The organism is Hymenobacter sp. J193 (genome assembly GCF_024700075.1).
Lineage (GTDB): Bacteria > Bacteroidota > Bacteroidia > Cytophagales > Hymenobacteraceae > Hymenobacter.
The window spans coordinates 1,398,292-1,415,685 of record NZ_JAJONE010000001.1 but is presented as its reverse complement, the minus strand read 5'-3'; the positions used below and the strand labels follow the sequence as shown (position 1 = coordinate 1,415,685).

At 56.7% G+C, this 17,394-nt stretch carries 13 protein-coding genes; 4 read left to right on the top strand and 9 right to left on the bottom strand.

Annotation, left to right across the window (positions count from 1 at the left end; translation table 11 throughout):
- Positions 1-436: 436 nt before the first annotated feature.
- From LRS06_RS06130 to LRS06_RS06115, 4 genes are all read left to right on the top strand, one after another.
- The gene (locus tag LRS06_RS06130; protein WP_257870675.1) at positions 437-8,182 is read left to right on the top strand and encodes a T9SS type A sorting domain-containing protein; all 7,746 of its coding nucleotides are present in this window, start codon (positions 437-439) and stop codon (positions 8,180-8,182) included.
- A gap of 155 nt (positions 8,183-8,337) precedes the next feature.
- Positions 8,338-8,799 carry a MaoC family dehydratase gene (locus tag LRS06_RS06125; RefSeq protein ID WP_257870674.1) on the top strand — a complete coding sequence of 154 codons (462 nt, stop codon included), beginning with the start codon at positions 8,338-8,340 and terminating at the stop codon, positions 8,797-8,799.
- Positions 8,800-8,957: 158 nt separating this feature from the next.
- The gene (locus LRS06_RS06120; RefSeq protein WP_257870673.1) at positions 8,958-9,560 is read left to right on the top strand and encodes an RNA polymerase sigma factor; all 603 of its coding nucleotides are present in this window, start codon (positions 8,958-8,960) and stop codon (positions 9,558-9,560) included.
- 104 nt (positions 9,561-9,664) lie between these two features.
- A complete protein-coding gene (locus tag LRS06_RS06115; protein WP_196955237.1) occupies positions 9,665-10,042 on the top strand; it encodes a hypothetical protein in 378 nt (125 codons plus the stop codon).
- A 47-nt stretch (positions 10,043-10,089) separates the two neighbouring features.
- On the opposite strand, the gene LRS06_RS06110 is transcribed toward LRS06_RS06115, so the two are convergent.
- From LRS06_RS06110 to nuoE, 9 genes are all read right to left on the bottom strand, one after another.
- The gene (locus tag LRS06_RS06110) at positions 10,090-10,608 is read right to left on the bottom strand and encodes an STM3941 family protein (protein WP_257870672.1); all 519 of its coding nucleotides are present in this window, start codon (positions 10,606-10,608) and stop codon (positions 10,090-10,092) included.
- Positions 10,609-10,654: 46 nt separating this feature from the next.
- Positions 10,655-11,230, bottom strand: coding sequence for a hypothetical protein (locus LRS06_RS06105; RefSeq protein WP_257870671.1), 576 nt, complete (start codon positions 11,228-11,230; stop codon positions 10,655-10,657).
- 102 nt (positions 11,231-11,332) lie between these two features.
- Entirely contained in the window at positions 11,333-11,911 is a 579-nt protein-coding gene (locus LRS06_RS06100) for a hypothetical protein (protein ID WP_257870670.1), read from the bottom strand.
- Positions 11,912-12,004: 93 nt separating this feature from the next.
- Positions 12,005-12,517, bottom strand: coding sequence for an NADH-quinone oxidoreductase subunit J (locus LRS06_RS06095; RefSeq protein ID WP_257870669.1), 513 nt, complete (start codon positions 12,515-12,517; stop codon positions 12,005-12,007).
- Positions 12,518-12,564: 47 nt separating this feature from the next.
- Positions 12,565-13,134, bottom strand: a complete 570-nt coding sequence (locus tag LRS06_RS06090) for an NADH-quinone oxidoreductase subunit I (RefSeq protein ID WP_257870668.1) — start codon at positions 13,132-13,134, stop codon at positions 12,565-12,567.
- Positions 13,135-13,246: 112 nt separating this feature from the next.
- Positions 13,247-14,329, bottom strand: coding sequence for an NADH-quinone oxidoreductase subunit NuoH (gene nuoH, locus LRS06_RS06085; RefSeq protein ID WP_257870667.1), 1,083 nt, complete (start codon positions 14,327-14,329; stop codon positions 13,247-13,249).
- A gap of 67 nt (positions 14,330-14,396) precedes the next feature.
- Entirely contained in the window at positions 14,397-15,401 is a 1,005-nt protein-coding gene (locus tag LRS06_RS06080; protein ID WP_257870666.1) for a 2Fe-2S iron-sulfur cluster-binding protein, read from the bottom strand.
- 44 nt (positions 15,402-15,445) lie between these two features.
- Positions 15,446-16,786, bottom strand: coding sequence for an NADH-quinone oxidoreductase subunit NuoF (nuoF, locus tag LRS06_RS06075; protein ID WP_257870665.1), 1,341 nt, complete (start codon positions 16,784-16,786; stop codon positions 15,446-15,448).
- Positions 16,787-16,806: 20 nt separating this feature from the next.
- Positions 16,807-17,376, bottom strand: coding sequence for an NAD(P)H-dependent oxidoreductase subunit E (nuoE, locus tag LRS06_RS06070; protein ID WP_257870664.1), 570 nt, complete (start codon positions 17,374-17,376; stop codon positions 16,807-16,809).
- Between the last annotated feature and the right edge of the window lie 18 nt (positions 17,377-17,394).

Genomic DNA, 17,394 nt, shown 5'->3' with positions numbered 1-17,394 from the left:
ACGACAGGGCCATTAGCTGGCAAAAGTAGCCCGAAAATCGGAAAACGCCACCCTTAAAATAACAGACCGGCCCGCGCCGGCAGACTAGGTCGGCAATTGCCAACGGGCAGGAATGCCGTTGCTATCTACCCGGAGGATGGAAGCCAAGTAATATAGGCTGTGTCTACTGTTGCAGATGCTTTATATATTTAAATAAGACGATATGAACCAACTGACAAGCGCCGCAGTTAGCGAAGCCTATCGGCCGACGCTACGTTGCGTGGCGGATGGAAGGTTAGTAAATCTTACAAGATAGGGTATAGTGATTTGAAGAACTTTAGGGTACTTGATTATTTCTATTGCTAAAACCTGCACTTTTACCTTGGTAACTGTGCGCTAACGTGTTATAAGTCAGACGTAGTTGTACTTTTTCATTTTGCACTTTCAAGCCCACCCTATGAAAAAACTGCTTACTCTACTACTCCTGCTGCTCCTGAGCAGTACGGCATCTTGGGCAGCCACTTACTACACCTTTGTCGGGGGTGGCACCAGTGGACCATGGAATAACTCCGGCACCACTAAGACGTGGACCACTGACCCCACCGGGCAGACCATTGTTGGTTCGCCAGCCGCGGCACCGCTTTCCAATGACGTACTAGTTATTCTGAATGGCTACACCGTCAATCTGACGGCCAACGTCACGACCACGGGGCATACCATTACAATTCAGAGTGGGGGCGTGCTGGATCAGGCTACGTTTAGCTTTTCTGCCAGTAACCCGGCGCTTACACTGAGCGGAACCGGTCTGCTACGACTGAAAAGTGTAAGCTTTCCCAAAAGTGCGGCTAACACTTTTGCCAGCGCCGGTTCGCTCACGGTAGAATACTACGACCTTGGCTCAGTGACCTTGCCGGCAATTGGCACGTACCGCAACTTAGTGCTTAGTCGGACAGGCGCTACGAACGTCACCGTAACGCAGCCCAACAACACCGCTCTCACAATTACGGGTACGCTCAAGACCAGCCGGACTGGCGTAGGTGCGCTGACGTTTGCTGCGGGCAGTAATGCTCTTACGCTGAATGATAACGTAACGATTGGTGCTGGTACAACGCTTACAGCAAGCGGAGCTATTACCAGTGTGGGCAATATCACCAACAACGGCACAATCAATACCACCAGCATCATCACGTTTTCGGGGGCGGCAAACCGGACGCTCGCGGCAAATGGCCCAACGACATTCAAAGCTGTAGTTGTTAATAAAGGAACAAACCAGCAGTATATTCAAAGTATTACGTCGAGTGCTTCCGGCAATTTCAGCCTGGATATGACTTATGGGGGCTACATCGTGGATTTGCGCAATGGTACCCTCAGATTGGGAAGCAACATCACCTTGGCTCGCTTGCGAGACGACACAAACGGCCAGGTTGGATATGAAGTGCCGGCTTCTGCCGGCTTGTGGATTGATGGCGCAGACGTGACGCTGCCAGGCAACATGGGCGGTAGCAACAAGGGGATAGGCGGCGGCTTTATTTGTCGTGGGGCTTTCCGTATCAGTGCCGGCAAGTTCACCAGCAACCGTAACGACGGCGCCGTGATTGGCGATGTGGGCAGCTACCTTATTGAGGGCGGCGTAGTATCCGTAGAAAAGTTCAGCCCACGTAAAGAAGGAACTCCCGTTGGCAGCTTTGTGATGACCGGCGGTGAATTCAACGTTAAGGGAACAGGTGCCCAGATTGACCGGCAAAAAGCGTTTGATCGGTTTTGCCTGGATTCGCCCACCAATAGCTTTTCAATGAGCGGTGGGACTATCAATATATATAATGCCGAGGGCAATGATGGGGTGAAAATTGGCCCTGCCATTGGTAATTACTCGGTAACCGGAGGAAATTTTAATGTCATTCTGCCGCCCAGCGGCGATGCTTATCCTGGGACCGTCAATATTAGCTCAACCGCTCCTTTTTGGAATTTAACTGTTTCAGAACCGGTAGCCGCAGCCGGTACTACAGTCGCCTGGGCAGTAAGCCCGATTACGGTGCTGAATGATCTGAAGATCGAATCTGGAACAAACAATGCCACATTTACTGCTAATAACAACGCGGTAACCGTGCAAGGCAGCTTTACCGTTGGTGCCGGGGCAACTTACCTGCCGGGTACCAACGTCACTTCCTTCACTGGCAGCAAAGACCAGACGCTGCAGATCGATGGCACTATTGGCGCTACAGGCAGCCTGGGCTTTAATCAGTTGCTGATGGATAAAACCAACGGTACCCTTACCCTGGCTGGTTCCGCAACAGCTTCTATGCGCGTACGCAGCACGCTCACGCTGGAGAACGGTGTGTTCAACGATGCCGGCAAAGTGCTGACGGTATTGGGCAATGTGGTGAACTCGGCTACGCACACCAGCAGTGGCACTACTACCGGCAGCATTACGCTGGGCGGCAGTTTGCTGCAAACCCTGTCAGGCGACGGTACGGGTATTTTTGGCAACCTGATCATCGACAACTCTTTTGGCGCTGCCGGTGCCGTATCCGTGCAAATGGCGGCTGAGCAGACCATTAGTGGTAAGCTGACCCTGCTTCGGGCAAAACTCTTCGACATTGGCACGTACCGTCTATACATCACCTCGGTAAGCCAGGATGCCATATCGGGCGGTGGAAATGCTTTCTCCAACACCCGTATGATTCTGACCGCCGGCAACCAGTCAGACGGCGGTATCCGCAAAACCTATGGCTCGCTGACTGCCTTCGTGTTTCCGGTGGGTACTAAAGTCGGTGCTAACTACTACTATACTCCGGCCAGTATTACGCTCACGGCGGCACCTACCAAGTATGGTAAGATTAACGTAGCTCCGGTAAACGCCGTCAACCCGTTTGCCACAAACAAAAGCGCTGCGCTGCAGTACTACTGGAAAGTAACGGAGCACGATTTTTCGGGGCTGGCCGTCAACAAGGTGATGCATACGTATTCGGCTTCGAACGACCTGATATTCGCTGGAAACATCAAAACCGATTATGTGCCGTCTTATTACAACCCTGCGACGGTAACCTGGAATACCCCGGCTGTGACTGCACCTGCAGTTTCCAAGGATGACGTAGTAGAAAACACCGCCACCATTGACATTAAGTTCAACGCCGTTAACATCAACGGCGAGTATACGGCCGGCTACCCAGCCGCCTTCGGCGAAATCAAGAAGTTCTACAGCCTGACGACCGGCAACTGGCATACGGCTGGTACCTGGTCGCGTGAAAGCCACACCGGTACTCCGTCTGCCGAAATTCCCGGATCCGGTAATCCGGTCTTCATCGGCAACAACCATGTGGTAACGGTTCTGACGAATGGGGCTACTTCCGGCAGCCTGCAGATTGACAAGGGCGCTGTGCTGGACCTTGGTACCACCACCGGACACAACTTTGGTTCGCTGCCCGAAGAAGTGGTGCAGGGCTCCGGTACTTTACGCATTTCCACCACGGCCACTACGGCAGCCTTCCCGGGCGGTGATTTCGCCAACTTCCTGGGTGCCCAGGGTGGTACGGTAGAATACTATACCACGGGTGCTGCCAGCTTCACGCTGCCCGCAAATACGGTAGCTTCTTATTATAACCTGGTATTGAACGCTGGCAGCGGCCGCACCATTACCCTGCCTAACCAGAACCTGCGCATTTACGGCGACCTGAATGCGGGCACACTGGCCGGCTTCACAGGCACGGCTACCATGAGTGCCCTCACCAACGGTAATCTGGTGGTGGATGGGAACATTGATGTGCAGGGCGGCAAACTCCTCTACGGTGCCGCTACGCGCAGTGTGGTAGTAAGCGGCAATGTACAGGTGGGTGATGCCGCCGGGGCTACCTTTGGCATCGAAACGGGTACTGCAACTAATACGCTTCAGATTGGGGGCAGTGTCGTAAACAAGGGCACGTTTGCGCTGGCTCCTGCCGGCGGCAAAGTAAACGTGACCTTCACCGGCGCTACTGACCAGAAAATTACGGGCGCAGGTATTGCTACCAGCCTGAATACGGTAACGATAAACAAAGGCACTTCTCGTACGCCTGTGCTTACGCTGGACGTAGCCGGTACGCTTACCGTGCCCGACGCCACCAATAACTGGCTGGTTCTCACGAACGGCACGTTTAGCTTTGCCAAGCCCGACAAAACCATTACGGTTAACACAGGCGAGTACACGATAGGCAGCACGGCGGGCCTGACGGTAAACGGCGTCGGCGCGGTTATCAACCTGGCCACGGGGGCTACCACCCAACTGGATGGCCGTTTGAGCGCGCTGCAGGGTACCATCAACGTCGGCCAGAGCATTGAGTACTCGGGTGCTACGCAGCCGGAAATTGTCGTAACAGCCGGCACGTTGAACGTGAACGGTCAGATTCGGCGCCCGCTTACTACTACGCAAGGCTCACTAACTTATGCTCAGAGTGGAGGTAATGTAACGGTAGGAAACAGTACTTCCTTTGCGCTGAACAACAGCCGCGCCGTCTTTGAAGTACTCAATTCCGGTACATTTACCATGACCGATGGTACCCTGAAGGTGTTACGCACCCTGGGGGTAGCCGCTACGCCAGACGTATATCTGCACCCGGCTGGCAGCACCGTTACGGGCGGGGAGGTTATCCTGGGAAATACCACGGCTCCTGGCCTGCTGAAGCTGGACACCACCGTGCCGTTGTATAGCCTGAAGGTTGAGAACGGCACCAATACCGCTCAGCTCCTGCAAAATCCGCTGACGCTGAAAGGCAACCTCACGATTGGTAACGCCACCTCGGTGTTCGATGCCAATGGCCTGGACGTATCCGTAGCCGGCAACTTCACGAACAACAACACGGCTACCACAACGAACCTGACGACCGGAGGCTACCGGGTGCAAAGCGCTTCGCAAACCACCACGCTGAACGGCTCAGTAGCCAGCCAAACGGTAGCGGGTGCTGGAACCAACGTCACCAGCTTTGCTAATCTGGTGATAAACAATACCCTGTCGGGTGGAAAGGTGACGCTGGCGGCCAATTCCACGCTGCGCGTGAATGGCCAGCTGACGCTCACCAAAGGCGAACTGGCCGATGGGGGCAATACCATTTCCGTAGTAGGCAACGTGGTAAACTCAGCCAAGCATAGCGGGGCGGGTAAAATAGTGCTAATCAACACCACTGCTCAGAATATCGGCGGTGATGGTACGGGTATCTTTGGTAACCTGGAGCTGAACAACAGCGCCGGCGCAACCACTCTGGCTGCTCAGCAGGTGGATGGCGTACTCACGCTTACGAGCGGCAACCTGACTATTGGCTCCAACTTGTTGAAGCTGACTAACACAGCAGGTGCTATTGCCGGAGCGCCCTTCTCTGCCACGAAGATGATCATCACCAACGGCTCGGTGGCCGATGGCGGCGTGCAGAAGTCGTTTACCACCGGTGTAGCCTCCTTCACCTTCCCGGTAGGGGTGACTGACAAATACACGCCGGCTATCTACACAATCAGTGCTAACACCTTGCCGGGTGTCCTCACGGTTGCTCCGGTTAACACGGCGCATCCCTCTACCACGAGTGGCAACAATTCGCAGCTGAACTACTACTGGCGCGTGAGCGGCACGGGCTTCAATGGCCTTGTCGCTACGCATCAGTACACGTTCCTGCCAGCCGACGCGCAAGGCACCTCCAGTCAGAAAACCCAGTACGTGCCCGGTCGTTTCCTCATCAATCAATGGGCACCGGTTGGCGGTGTGACGGGCACCGGCAATACAGCGGTTGTTAGTACTGGCCTGATTACCCTTACGGGTGCTGCGTACCTGAACGGCGACTATACAGCCGGGGTAGGTGGTACCACGGTTGGTGCCACTGAATTCGGCACGGTGAGCGTGTATTACAGCCGTGCGGGGGCTGCCAACGTTACAACAACGGGAGCTACTTGGTCGGATGTGAATACCTGGACCCTGACCTCAGACGGTTCAGGCCCGGCCGTAGCGGCTGCCCCTACGGCCGGCACGCCGGTCGTTATCCTGCCGAACCACGTGGTGAAAACCACAACGGCCGGCCAGAGTGCTTCCTCGCTCACGCTGAACGGCACGCTGGATATCAGTAGCTACACCTCCAATAACTTCGGAGTAGTGACGGGCACCGGGCGGTTGAAAATCAACTCCTCTACCTTCCCGGCCGGCAACTACGACGACTTCACCAGCATCGCCGGCGGCACGGTAGAATACACGGGTCTGATTGTGACGCTGCCACCCCGCTCCATCTACAACAACCTGGTCTTTTCGGGTTCGGGCGCTTCGGCTACCAAGTCGCTTGGCAACGTGCCCTTGCAACTCAACGGCTACATGCAGATTGAGGCCGGCAACACCGTCAACAACAACGACAACATCGATGTAACCCTGCTGAACCCGGCGCAGCCACTTACCAACAATGGCAATGTAAACCTGGGCTCGGGCAACCTGACGCTGGCCGGAGCAGTGGTGAACAACACGGGCGCGAGCCTGACGTTGGCCGGAGGCAATGCCGTTATCGGGACCACGCTTACCAACGCTGGCACCATCACGGCCGGCAACGGCAGCGTAGCCGTGGGCTCCAGCCTCACCAACTCGGGAACCTACAACCACGGCGACGGGGCACTAACTGTTTCGACGAATCTGGAAAACGCAGGCGTATTCAATGCTCTGAGCCAGGACGGAACGGTGACCGTGAGCGGCAACCTCGCTAACTCCGGTTCCCTGGAGGCTGGCAACGGGGCGCTGGTCGTAAGCGGCAACCTCACCAACTCGGGCAACTACGCAGCCAACGCCAACGTGCTGACGCTTGCCGGGGACTTCGTAAACCAGGGCAACTTCAACGCGGGTAGTGGCACCATCAGCCTGCAGGGCAACTGGACCAACTCGGCTACCTTCATGCCGGCTACCAGCACGGTACGCTTCCTGAGCAGCCAGGCCCGCACCCTGAGCGGCACTACCACGTTCTATAACCTGAACAAAGTAGGCAGCGGCTCCCTTACCATGCAGCAGAACGTGACGGTGAGCAACCTGCTTAGCCTCAACAGCGGCAACATTATCACCGGCACGAATACCCTGCGCCTTACCAACACCGGCGCGCAGCCGGTAATCGGGGAGAGCCTGGGGGCCTACATCCTGGGCAAGCTGGCTATGGTATTCCCCACCACAGCCTACGCCACCCGCTCGTTCCCGGTGGGCAACTACAATATTCGCAACGAGGACTTCTACCGCCCGGTTATCATCACGGCTCAGGGCGGCAGCAGCTTAGGAGCAGAAGTACTGGTAGAAATGGTCCAGGAGTCGGCCACTGGTCCGGTAGCAACTACCGACCCGCGCATTTCCAACCTTTCGCGGGTACGCTACTACCGCATCTTCACCCTTGCCGGGACTATCAATCAGCCCACGGTGCGCCTGAGCTTCAATACCAACCGGGAGGATGAGGAAATCAACGTGCCCAGCAACCTGCGCATTGCCCGGTCCAGCGTGAGTACGCCCGCCGAATCGGGCGGCACCTGGACCAACGAAGGCGGCGCCGGGGTGTTCTCACCCGCCGCGCCGGCTGGCTACGTAACCTCCGGCTCTACCACCATCACCAACAATTCGTTGTTTGCGCTGGCTTCGACCAACCTGGTAGACAACCCGCTCAACAACGACCTGACCCCGCTGCCGGTACAGCTGGTGGCTTTCTCGGCCAAGGCCGTGGGTGCCACGGTACAGCTGTCCTGGGCTACGGCCTCGGAGAAAAACAGCTCCCACTTCGTAGTGGAACGCTCCCTCAATGGCCGTGACTTTGTGGCCCTGACGCAGGTGGCGGGCAATGGCACTACCACCAACTACCACACCTACGCCGCCACCGATGCCAAGCCTTTCCAGGGCCTGTCGTACTACCGGTTGCGCCAGGTAGACTTGGATGGTCGTACTACCCTGAGCTCAGCAGTAACCGTTACGGTCACGACGACGGCCAAAGCCTCGATGCAGGCGTATCCGAACCCCTCGGATGGCAGCCAGCTGCGCGTGCTGACAGTAGGCTTGCGCGGCCAGGGCACGCTACGCATCCTCGATGGCTTCGGCCGCACAGTGCAGCAGCAGGCCGTAAGCCTCACGCAGGCTCAGCAGGAGCTGACGGTAACGCCCGCCGCTCGTCTGGCTGCCGGTATGTACATCATCACCGTGCAGACGCCTGGCGGACTGTATTCGCAGAAGCTGGTGGTGAAGTAGCTTTGATGCTACCCACGTCCTCAAAAGCGGCTCCCCATCTTGGGGAGCCGCTTTTTGCTTTTCAGGGTATTTAGCTGCTTCGATTACTCTCATTACACACGGCGGTTAACGCGTACCTTCGCCGCTCGCACCTTTTTCCGCCAATTCCCTCCCGTATGAGCCTTACCATTGGCAGCCTCCCGGAGCTGCAACAGTACGAAACCCAGGAGCTAGGCACCTCCGCCTGGCACACCATCACCCAGGAGCAGATCAACCATTTTGCGGCCGCCACGCTCGATTTTCAGTGGATTCACCTGGACGCGGACCGCGCCGCGGCCGAGTCACCGTTTGGGGGCACCATTGCGCACGGCTACCTCACCGTAGCGCTGCTGCCTTACCTCTGGAACCAGATTGTGACGATTGAGAACCTGAAAATGCAAGTGAACTACGAAATCGAAGCCCTGCGCTTCAACCAGGCCGTGCTGGTAAACAGCGAAGTACGCCTGCAAGCCAAGCTGCTATCGGTGAAAGACCTGCGCGGCATTGCCAAAGCCCGCATTGAGGTAAATCTGGAAATCAACGGCAGCCGCAAGCCGGCCTATACTGGCATCATCACCTTCCTGTACCACTTCCAGTAAGGCACACGCCGTTTCGAAAGGGCCGTACGCCCTTTCGAAACGCATCTACGCCGCTTAGAAGGGCCTTTACGCCGCCATAAGCGGTGGAGCGCAGAGCGGGCGGAATATTTTCGGCGCCGCTAAAATATCTTGCCGGCTGGCGCGTCTGCGTCAGTAGAATGGAAACCATTGCTTTACCCCTCGATGCTTCGCTGATGACGGCCGGCCACCAGGACCTGCAGATACAGGAAGCCGTGCGCACCCAGCGCAAGCGCCTGCTGGCGTTCATTCGCCGCCGCATCCCCGACGAGGCGGAAGCCGAAGACGTGTTGCAGGACGTGTTTGCCGAACTGGTAGAAAGCTACCGGATGCTGAAGCCCGTAGAGCAGGCCGCTGCCTGGCTTTTTCGGGTGGCCCGCAACAAAATCACGGACCTGTACCGGCGCAAGCGCACTACCTCGCTGGAAGCGGAAATGGCCGCATACTCCGATGATGAGGAGAATTCCCTGCTGCTGGCCGACCTGCTGCCCGCCACCGACGATGCGCCGGAAAACCGCCTGCTGCGCGAAACGCTGATGGAAACCCTCAGCGACGCCCTGGCCGAACTGCCGGCCGCTCAGCGACAAGTGTTCATCTGGCACGAGCTGGAAGACAAGACCTTTCGTGAAATGGAGGAGGAAACCGGCGTTCCGCTCAAAACCCTCATTTCGCGCAAGCACTACGCCGTGCAGCACCTGCGCAAACGCCTCCAGACGCTCTACACCGAGCTATTTACGGATTGAGTTGTTGGTCGAGAGTTGTCAGTTGCCAGTATCACTGCTATTGATACAGCAACGCTGACGGCTCTCACTACCTGACAACTATCAACTGATAACTGACAACAAAAATGAACCGCTCCTTCTGGCTGCTGCGCGGCCTCAAATTCGTACTTTTCGCCGTTCTGTTTGTGGCCGTGGCGGGCTACGTAACCATGCGCCTGTGGAACTGGCTGCTGCCCGACCTGTTCAATCTGCCGCTTATCAGCATCTGGCAGGCGCTGGGCCTGCTCGTGCTTTCCCGTATCCTGTTCGGGGGCTGGGGCGGGCGCAAGGGCCGCGGGGGCTGGGCACGACACCGCCGGGAGTGGAAGCAGAAAGTGGAGGCCCGCATGGCCGGCCTCACGCCCGAAGAGCAGGAGAAGTTCCGTCAGAAAATGGCGGGTGCCTGCGGGCCGGCTTGGATGCGCCGCCGGGCGGCAGACCCCAGTCAGTCGGCTTCCTTATAACGCTTGATACTACCGCGGCCTCTGAGAAATCGGGGGCCGCGGTGGTCTTAAGCGTTATACTGCGCCAGCAGGTTCGCGCGGTCGGGGCGCTCTACCTGGGTCATGGCAAGCAGAAACTGGGTGAAGCGTACTTCGTTGATCTGAATCATGCCCAGCGGGATATTCAGCTCCTGAAACCCGAGGGACTTTGCCAGCTGGGCCATCGACTGGGCCACGGTGCCCTGGGCGCGGGAGGGCTCAAACTCCTGTGGCACCACTAGGCACAGAATTTTCTGCCCATGCACCTCCATCAGGTACGCATCCTGAATAATATCCCAGTTGATAAAGCCCTTGTAAGTGGTGCGGTCGAAAATGCCTACTTCATTGATGATGATCTGCGGGCGCCGGTCGAGCAGCTGAAAAATGCCCACGGGAATGCCCAGCCCAAAGAACCCCACGCAGGCCCACGCCATCAGGCGCGACGTATCCGGCTGCTGCAACAGCCAAACGCCTGCCGCCACAAAGGCTCCGCTGCCCAGCAGCAGCTTCACGGCCCGCCAAGGGGATTTATACAGCTTGATTTCCATGCCTAAACATAAAAAACGTCGGTGAAACCGGGGCAGGAATTGCTTTCTATAGCAAGTAGTGTGTGGTCAATATAATGGCGTAAAGCCAGGATGTATATACTATCGTGTAGGTAAATGCATAGCGCAGGCTTGGGGCAAGCCTTCCCCGGCATTCGCGCCCATGACGCAGCGCAAACCGAAGTGCCCGGAAGAAAATCCAGTAAAGCATAGCGGACAGTACCATAAAAACAACCCAGGCTACGGCCGCAAAAAACCAGAGCAGAACCACGGCAATAGCTGCAACCAGCAGCCACGCCAAAATGCCGAGGATAATAGCGCCGCACCCTTCACCCGCATCAAAATCCAGATCTAAATCCCCTGTACTTAATTCGGTTATCTGGTCGGGGAAAGGCATGCGCCGGATGTGTTCCTGCAGATTGCCAAAATTGTCGTGAACCCAGACTCCCTGAAACAGGCTTACCGTCAGGAATGACCCAAATGCTACCGACAGGATGGTAAGCGTAATGAGTGATTCTTTAAACAGGCTCCACTCTTGCCGCAAACCCAAAAACCATACGACTAGAATAGTGGCCGTGGCAATGAATAGCGTGTAGAAGAACGGCCTTCTAGCAGGAAGTTTCATAGTTGAAGAATTAGTACGAGCTTAAAGCAATTGCGTATAGTGTATGAGTTTCTATTGTCAGCATGGGAACGAATTATAGAATGACAAGCAGCGACTGATACATCAGTTGCCTGTTTTTTGCGTATTTGATTTGGGTATTATTCGATGAACCATCAAATATGTGCCTTGTGCATATCCATTTAAGATAATGTAATTGACTTGTTTAATATCGGTGATGTTGGGTAAGTCAATAACACTTCCTTCCGGTGCTATACGATATCTGTTATTCCAAATAGAATAACCTTCATCTGATGGAGTCATATTGTCCTCTTTAGCTATCGAAATAACTTTGTTGAAATTATTGAGCCGGCCAATTGAAACAGTTGCTCCGGGCTGCAATCGCCACCCTGGAATATAGTTCATGCGAATGTGCTGATAGTTTATTTTAATAGTCAATTCCAGTGTGTCGTCTTTAGGTATGGCTGGTAGAATTAATGTATTAGCGCTGTCCTGAAGAGCATAATTTCGAGTGCGAGACCTTAATGCTATATTCTTTGCTTTTACTCGTAATCTTTTCTCTTGATTATTAACATAGATGTTTACAATCAATATTGGTCTTTTTTGGCTTTTTACAAACGATTCCACTACCTGAAAAAGCATGGGAAATCCAAAAGAAGCAAGAGCGAAAAAAAAGCTTTTCATAAAATAGAATGGGGCTGTTGCAAGTACATAAAAAACGCGGCGACTGATGTTTCAGCCGCCGCGTTTCATTTCTGCTAATAGCAGCGGATAAAGCTAAAAATTCCGCTCGCCGGTTTCGCGCTTGCCCAGCATCACGGCGCCGACCATAGCCACCAGAAACAGCACGGAGGCCAACTCGAAGGGCAGCAGGAAGTCGGTGTACAGCCTCATGCCCAGCTGGTCTACCATTCCGATTTGCGAGTTAAAGGCCGTGCCGGTCGGTACCCCAGTGGGCCGCACGTCTTTCAGGGCCGCTACCAGAATGAGCAGCAGGGAGCCACCGGCCACTGCTGCGGCAATTTTGGCCAGGGCCGGCTTGTGCGGTTCCGTGTCCACGTTCAGGTTCAGGAACATAATCACGAACAGGAAGAGGACCATGATGGCCCCTGCATACACGATGATGTTCACGGCCGCCAGAAACTGCGCGTTCAGCAGCAGGTAGTGCCCGGAGAGGGAGAAGAACGTCAGAATCAGGAACAGCACGCTGTGCACCGGGTTTTTGGCAAACACCACGCCCAGCGCGCTCAGCAGCGCCACAAACGACAGAAACAGGAAAAGAGGAGACATGAGAAGAAGTTAGTTTTGTTGCGCTATGCAGAGCAACACAAGTATCATTATGCCTGCTGCAGCTTGCCGCGCAACGTATCGGCCTGCTCGGGCGTGAGCTGAATGCCGCGGACGGACCGCTCATCCGGCGACACGGGCTCTACCAGACGGTCCTTGCCGTAGATGAACTCGTCCCGCTCGAAGCGCGGCGGAGCCATCTTGTCGGCCTGGAGGTACACGGCGGCTTTCGGGCAGGCTTCTTCGCAGAGCCCGCAGAAGATGCAGCGCAGCATGTTGATTTCGTAGCTGATGGCGTACTTCTCCTCGCGGTAGAGGCCTTCTTCGCCCTTTTTCCGCTCGCCGGCCACCATCGTAATGGCTTCGGCGGGGCAGGCCACAGCGCAGAGGCCACAGGCGGTGCACCGCTCCCGGCCCTGCTCGTCGCGCTTGAGCACGTGCAGGCCCCGGAAGATGGGGGAGAAGGGGCGCACTTCCTCGGGGTAGCGCACGGTGGCCTTCTTCATGAAGAAGTGGCGCATCGTAATGCTTAGGCCCTGGAAGATGGCCGGCAGGTAAGCCCGCTCGGCCAGCGTCATCGGCTTCTTCTCTAGTTTCTTGGCTCGGTTGGTGAGTTGCATAAGGAGTAGTCGGATTCGGCTGGGCTAACGCGAGTTTTGTAGTTCGCGTCAGGCCCAGCCGATGTGACGATTATCGTTGGAAGCGCGAGCTTTGTAGCCCGCGCCTGAAGCGTTATTGAATCACCCCAAACAGGATGAGCCCGCCGGTGAGCAGGATGTTAAACACGGCCAGCGGGATGAGAATGGTCCAGCCCAGGCGCATCAGCTGGTCGTAGCGGAAGCGCGGCAGCGTCCAGCGCACCCACATGAAAAAGAAGATGAAGGCAAAAATCTTCAGAAACAACCCTACGGTGCCCAGAATGGTAATCAAGTTCTGGGCCGAGGCCAGCGTCCAGTCGTGGTTGCTTACGAGCCAGTCGCGCATTTCGTACTGGAAGGGGAAGTTGAAGCCGCCGAAGTACAGTACGCTCATCACGGCCGATACCACGAAGATGTTCACGTATTCCGAGAACAGGTACAGGCCCAGCTTCATTGAGGAATACTCGGTGTGGTAGCCGCCCACTAGCTCGGTTTCGCACTCGGGCAGGTCGAAGGGGGTACGGTTGGTTTCGGCGAAGGCGCACACCAGGAAGATAATAAAGCCCAGCGGCTGCTTTACGATATTCCAGGTGTGCCACTCGCCGGCCACCGACTGCTGCAGCGTGATTTCGCGCAGGCTGAGCGTGCCCGAAATCATCAGCACGGCAATCAGCGCCATGCCCATAGCCAACTCGTAGCTGATGTTCTGGGAAGCTGCCCGCACGGCACCCAGCAGGGAAAACTTGTTGTTGGAAGCCCAGCCACCAATCATTACCCCGTACACGCCCAGCGACACCACGCCGAAAATCCACAGCATGCCGATGTTTACTTCAATACCCTGCAGGAAGAAGGCATTGTTGCCGAAGCTCATGTTGTTGCCGAACGGAATTACCGCCGACGACATCAGGGCCGTAATCATGGCCAGGCAGGGACCAAACACGAACAGCGCCTTGTTGGCCCCGCCGGGAAAGAATTCTTCCTTCGTGAACATCTTCACGGCATCGGCCAGGGGCTGCAGCAGGCCGTAGGGGCCGGCTCGGTCGGGGCCCACGCGGTCCTGCAGAAACGCCGCAATAACGCGCTCTGCGTAGGTGCAGTAGGTCGCAATCAGCAGTGAAAGCGCAAATACAACGAAGATGACAATGGATTGCCAGCCGAGGGCGGGTAGTTCTAGCATTCTTTTAAGCTGTTAGCCTTGAGGACGTCTGTCATGCTTCGGCAAGCTCAGCATGACGTTCTTTGGTTTAGCTACCGAGTTTCAGTGGCGGGTTTTGCTGCAGGTCACGCACGGTGCTTTCGGGCAGGTCGGCTACCACCGACTGGTTGAGCACGGGCAGCTCGTAGTGGTTGGCCGAAATTACCGAAGAACGGTCGATATGGGCCGGGCCTTCGATAACCCAATCCGAGGTTTCCTTTTTCTCGAAGCGGCACTCGTTGCAGATCCACTCTTTCACCTCGCCGTACTGGTCTTTGCGGGCCGTGGTACGAAGCACATCTTTGCCTTTGTACCAGAGCACCACGTTGCCGGCGCACTTGGGGCAGTCACGGTGGGCATTCACGGGTTTGGTGAACCACACGCGCTGCTTGAAGCGGAATGTCTTGTCCGTCAGAGCACCTACCGGGCACACGTCAATCACGTTGCCGGAGAAGTCGTTGTCGATGATATTCTCGATGTACGTGCCGATTTCAGCCGCGTCGCCCCGGCCCAGCACGCCGTGCACCCGGTCGCCCTTGGCAATCTGGTCGGCCGTGTACACGCAGCGGTAGCACAGAATGCAGCGCGTCATGTGCAGCTGAATCAGCGGCCCGATGTCGATTTTCTCGAACGTGCGGCGCTCTTCCTGGTAGCGGGTGGTGCTCACGCCGTGCTCGAAGGCAAAGTTCTGCAGGTCACACTCGCCGGCCTGGTCACACACGGGGCAGTCCAGTGGGTGGTTGATGAGCAGCATCTCCACGATGCCCTTGCGCACGCTCAGCACCTGCTCGGAAGTCGTATTTTCGACCACCATGCCATCCTGTACCGGCGTCACGCACGAGGCCACCAGCTTGGGCATAGGGCGCGGGTCCTTGGCCGAGCCGGCCGCTACCCGCACGAGGCAGGCACGACACTTGCCACCCGAGCCTTTCAGCGGGGTATAGTAGCACATGGCCGGGGGCACGATGCCGCCGCCAATCTGGCGGGCCGCATTCAGGATAGTGGTTCCGTCCGGAACTTCTACCTCAACGCCATCAAAGGTTATTTTAGCCATTGTTCAGAGCTTCCGGAGGGGAAGAGAAAGTCAATTACTATAAATTAAGCCAGGACCGCGCCGGGCCGATACACAGCACCGGGCTGCGCAGCTTCCTTGGCGTGGGTCACGTGCCATTCAAACTCGTGGCGGAAATGGCGCACAGCGGCGGCCACCGGCCAGGCAGCTGCCTCGCCCAACGGGCAAATGGTGTTCCCCTCGATTTGCTTGGCCACGCTTACCAGCAGGTCGATGTCTTCCATGTGGCCGTGGCCGTGCTCCAGGCGGTGCAGTACCTTCTCCATCCAGCCCGTTCCCTCGCGGCACGGCGAGCATTGCCCGCACGACTCATGGTGGTAGAAGCGGGAGAAGTTCCAGGTGTTGCGCACGATGCAGGTTGTCTCGTCCATGGCAATAAAGCCACCCGAGCCCAACATGGTCCCCGTCATAAACCCTCCATCCGAAAGCGACTCATACGTCATCAGGCGGTTTTCACCAGCGGCCGTTTTCAGAATGAGCTCCGTCGGTAGAATTGGAACGGACGAGCCACCGGCTACCACGGCCTTCAGCTGCCGGCCTTTCCAGATGCCGCCGCAGTACTCGTCAGAGTAAATAAACTCCTCCACGGGCACGCCCAGCTCGATTTCGTAGATGCCGGGCTTGTTGAGGTGACCACAGGCCGAAATCAGCTTGGTGCCGGTACTCCGGCCTACGCCGATTTTGGCATACTCGTCGCCACCTTCGTTGATGATAGGCACGACGGCCGCAATGGATTCCACGTTATTTACCACCGTAGGGCGGGCATAGAGGCCCTGCACCGCCGGGAACGGGGGCTTGTTGCGGGGGTTGCCGCGTTTGCCTTCCAACGATTCGAGCAAAGCCGTTTCCTCCCCGCAGATGTAGGCGCCACCACCGGGGTGCACGTGCAGGTCCAGGTCGTAGCCTGAGCCGAGAATATTTTTCCCCAGGAAGCCGTTGGCGTACGCCTCGGCAATGGCTTTTTCCAGGATGCGCAGCACGTACAACAGTTCACCGCGGATGTAGATATACGAGGTGTTGGCGCCCAGCGCGTACGAGCTCGTAATCATGCCCTCAATGAGCAAATGGGGCAGTTTCGACATCAGCTGCCGGTCCTTGAAGGTACCCGGTTCCGACTCGTCGGCGTTGCACACCAGGTAACGCGGCACGCCCTCAGGTTTCGCCAGGAAGCTCCACTTCATGCCCGTAGGGAAGCCCGCGCCGCCGCGGCCCCGCAGGCCCGACTTCTTTACTTCTTCCACCACCTCGTCGGGCGTCATCGTTTTGATGGCCTTCTCCACCGAGCGGTAGCCGCCGTGTTTGCGGTATACCTCAAAGGTATCGATGCCTTCAACGTTAATATGTTCGGTCAGCAGTTTGCGTCCCATAGGTTCAGAGCTGAAAGACGTTAGTTGTTGGCCACTGCGTTCGGCAGGCCGGTTTCTTCCCAAGGCAGAGCCGGGCGGTGTACCTGGTTGCGCAGCTCCGTAAGCATGGCATCCACGGCTTCCGGCGTATCCAGCTGCTCGTAGTATTTCTCGCGCACCTGCACGATGGGCGCAAAGCCGCACGCCGCCAGGCACTCCACTTCTTTCAGGGTAAATAGGCCGTCTGCCGAAGCGGGGCCAGCTACTTTGGCGCCGGTAATGCGCTCCAGATGGGCCGTCAGCTCGTCGGAGCCGCGCAGCATGCAGGGACCCGTGCGGCATATTTCCAGCACGTGCTTGCCTACCGGCTTCAGGTTGAACATGGTGTAGAAGGACGAAACCTCGTACACCTCAATCGGCTTGATACCAATGACCTCGGCTACCAGGTCCTGCACTTCGGGGCTAACCCAGCCACCGAATTCGGCCTGGGCAATGTGCAGGATCGGTAGCAGGGCCGACTTGCGCCGGTCGTCGGGGTAATGGGTGAGCAGACGCTTGATTTCAGCCTGTGCGGCTTCAGAAAATTGTGGCTTGACGGTAGTCGTCTCCATAGAAGTCAAATTCAGCAA

Bases quoted from the DNA above. Each gene is read 5' to 3' on its own strand.
- LRS06_RS06130 (WP_257870675.1), top strand. From the start codon at position 437: ATGAAAAAACTGCTTACTCTACTACTCCTGCTGCTCCTGAGCAGTACG.
- LRS06_RS06080 (WP_257870666.1), bottom strand. From the start codon at position 15,401: ATGGCTAAAATAACCTTTGATGGCGTTGAGGTAGAAGTTCCGGACGGA.
- nuoH (WP_257870667.1), bottom strand. From the start codon at position 14,329: ATGCTAGAACTACCCGCCCTCGGCTGGCAATCCATTGTCATCTTCGTT.
- nuoF (WP_257870665.1), bottom strand. From the start codon at position 16,786: ATGGGACGCAAACTGCTGACCGAACATATTAACGTTGAAGGCATCGAT.
- nuoE (WP_257870664.1), bottom strand. From the start codon at position 17,376: ATGGAGACGACTACCGTCAAGCCACAATTTTCTGAAGCCGCACAGGCT.
- LRS06_RS06095 (WP_257870669.1), bottom strand. From the start codon at position 12,517: ATGTCTCCTCTTTTCCTGTTTCTGTCGTTTGTGGCGCTGCTGAGCGCG.
- LRS06_RS06115 (WP_196955237.1), top strand. From the start codon at position 9,665: ATGAACCGCTCCTTCTGGCTGCTGCGCGGCCTCAAATTCGTACTTTTC.
- LRS06_RS06120 (WP_257870673.1), top strand. From the start codon at position 8,958: ATGGAAACCATTGCTTTACCCCTCGATGCTTCGCTGATGACGGCCGGC.
- LRS06_RS06110 (WP_257870672.1), bottom strand. From the start codon at position 10,608: ATGGAAATCAAGCTGTATAAATCCCCTTGGCGGGCCGTGAAGCTGCTG.
- LRS06_RS06105 (WP_257870671.1), bottom strand. From the start codon at position 11,230: ATGAAACTTCCTGCTAGAAGGCCGTTCTTCTACACGCTATTCATTGCC.
- LRS06_RS06125 (WP_257870674.1), top strand. From the start codon at position 8,338: ATGAGCCTTACCATTGGCAGCCTCCCGGAGCTGCAACAGTACGAAACC.
- LRS06_RS06100 (WP_257870670.1), bottom strand. From the start codon at position 11,911: ATGAAAAGCTTTTTTTTCGCTCTTGCTTCTTTTGGATTTCCCATGCTT.
- LRS06_RS06090 (WP_257870668.1), bottom strand. From the start codon at position 13,134: ATGCAACTCACCAACCGAGCCAAGAAACTAGAGAAGAAGCCGATGACG.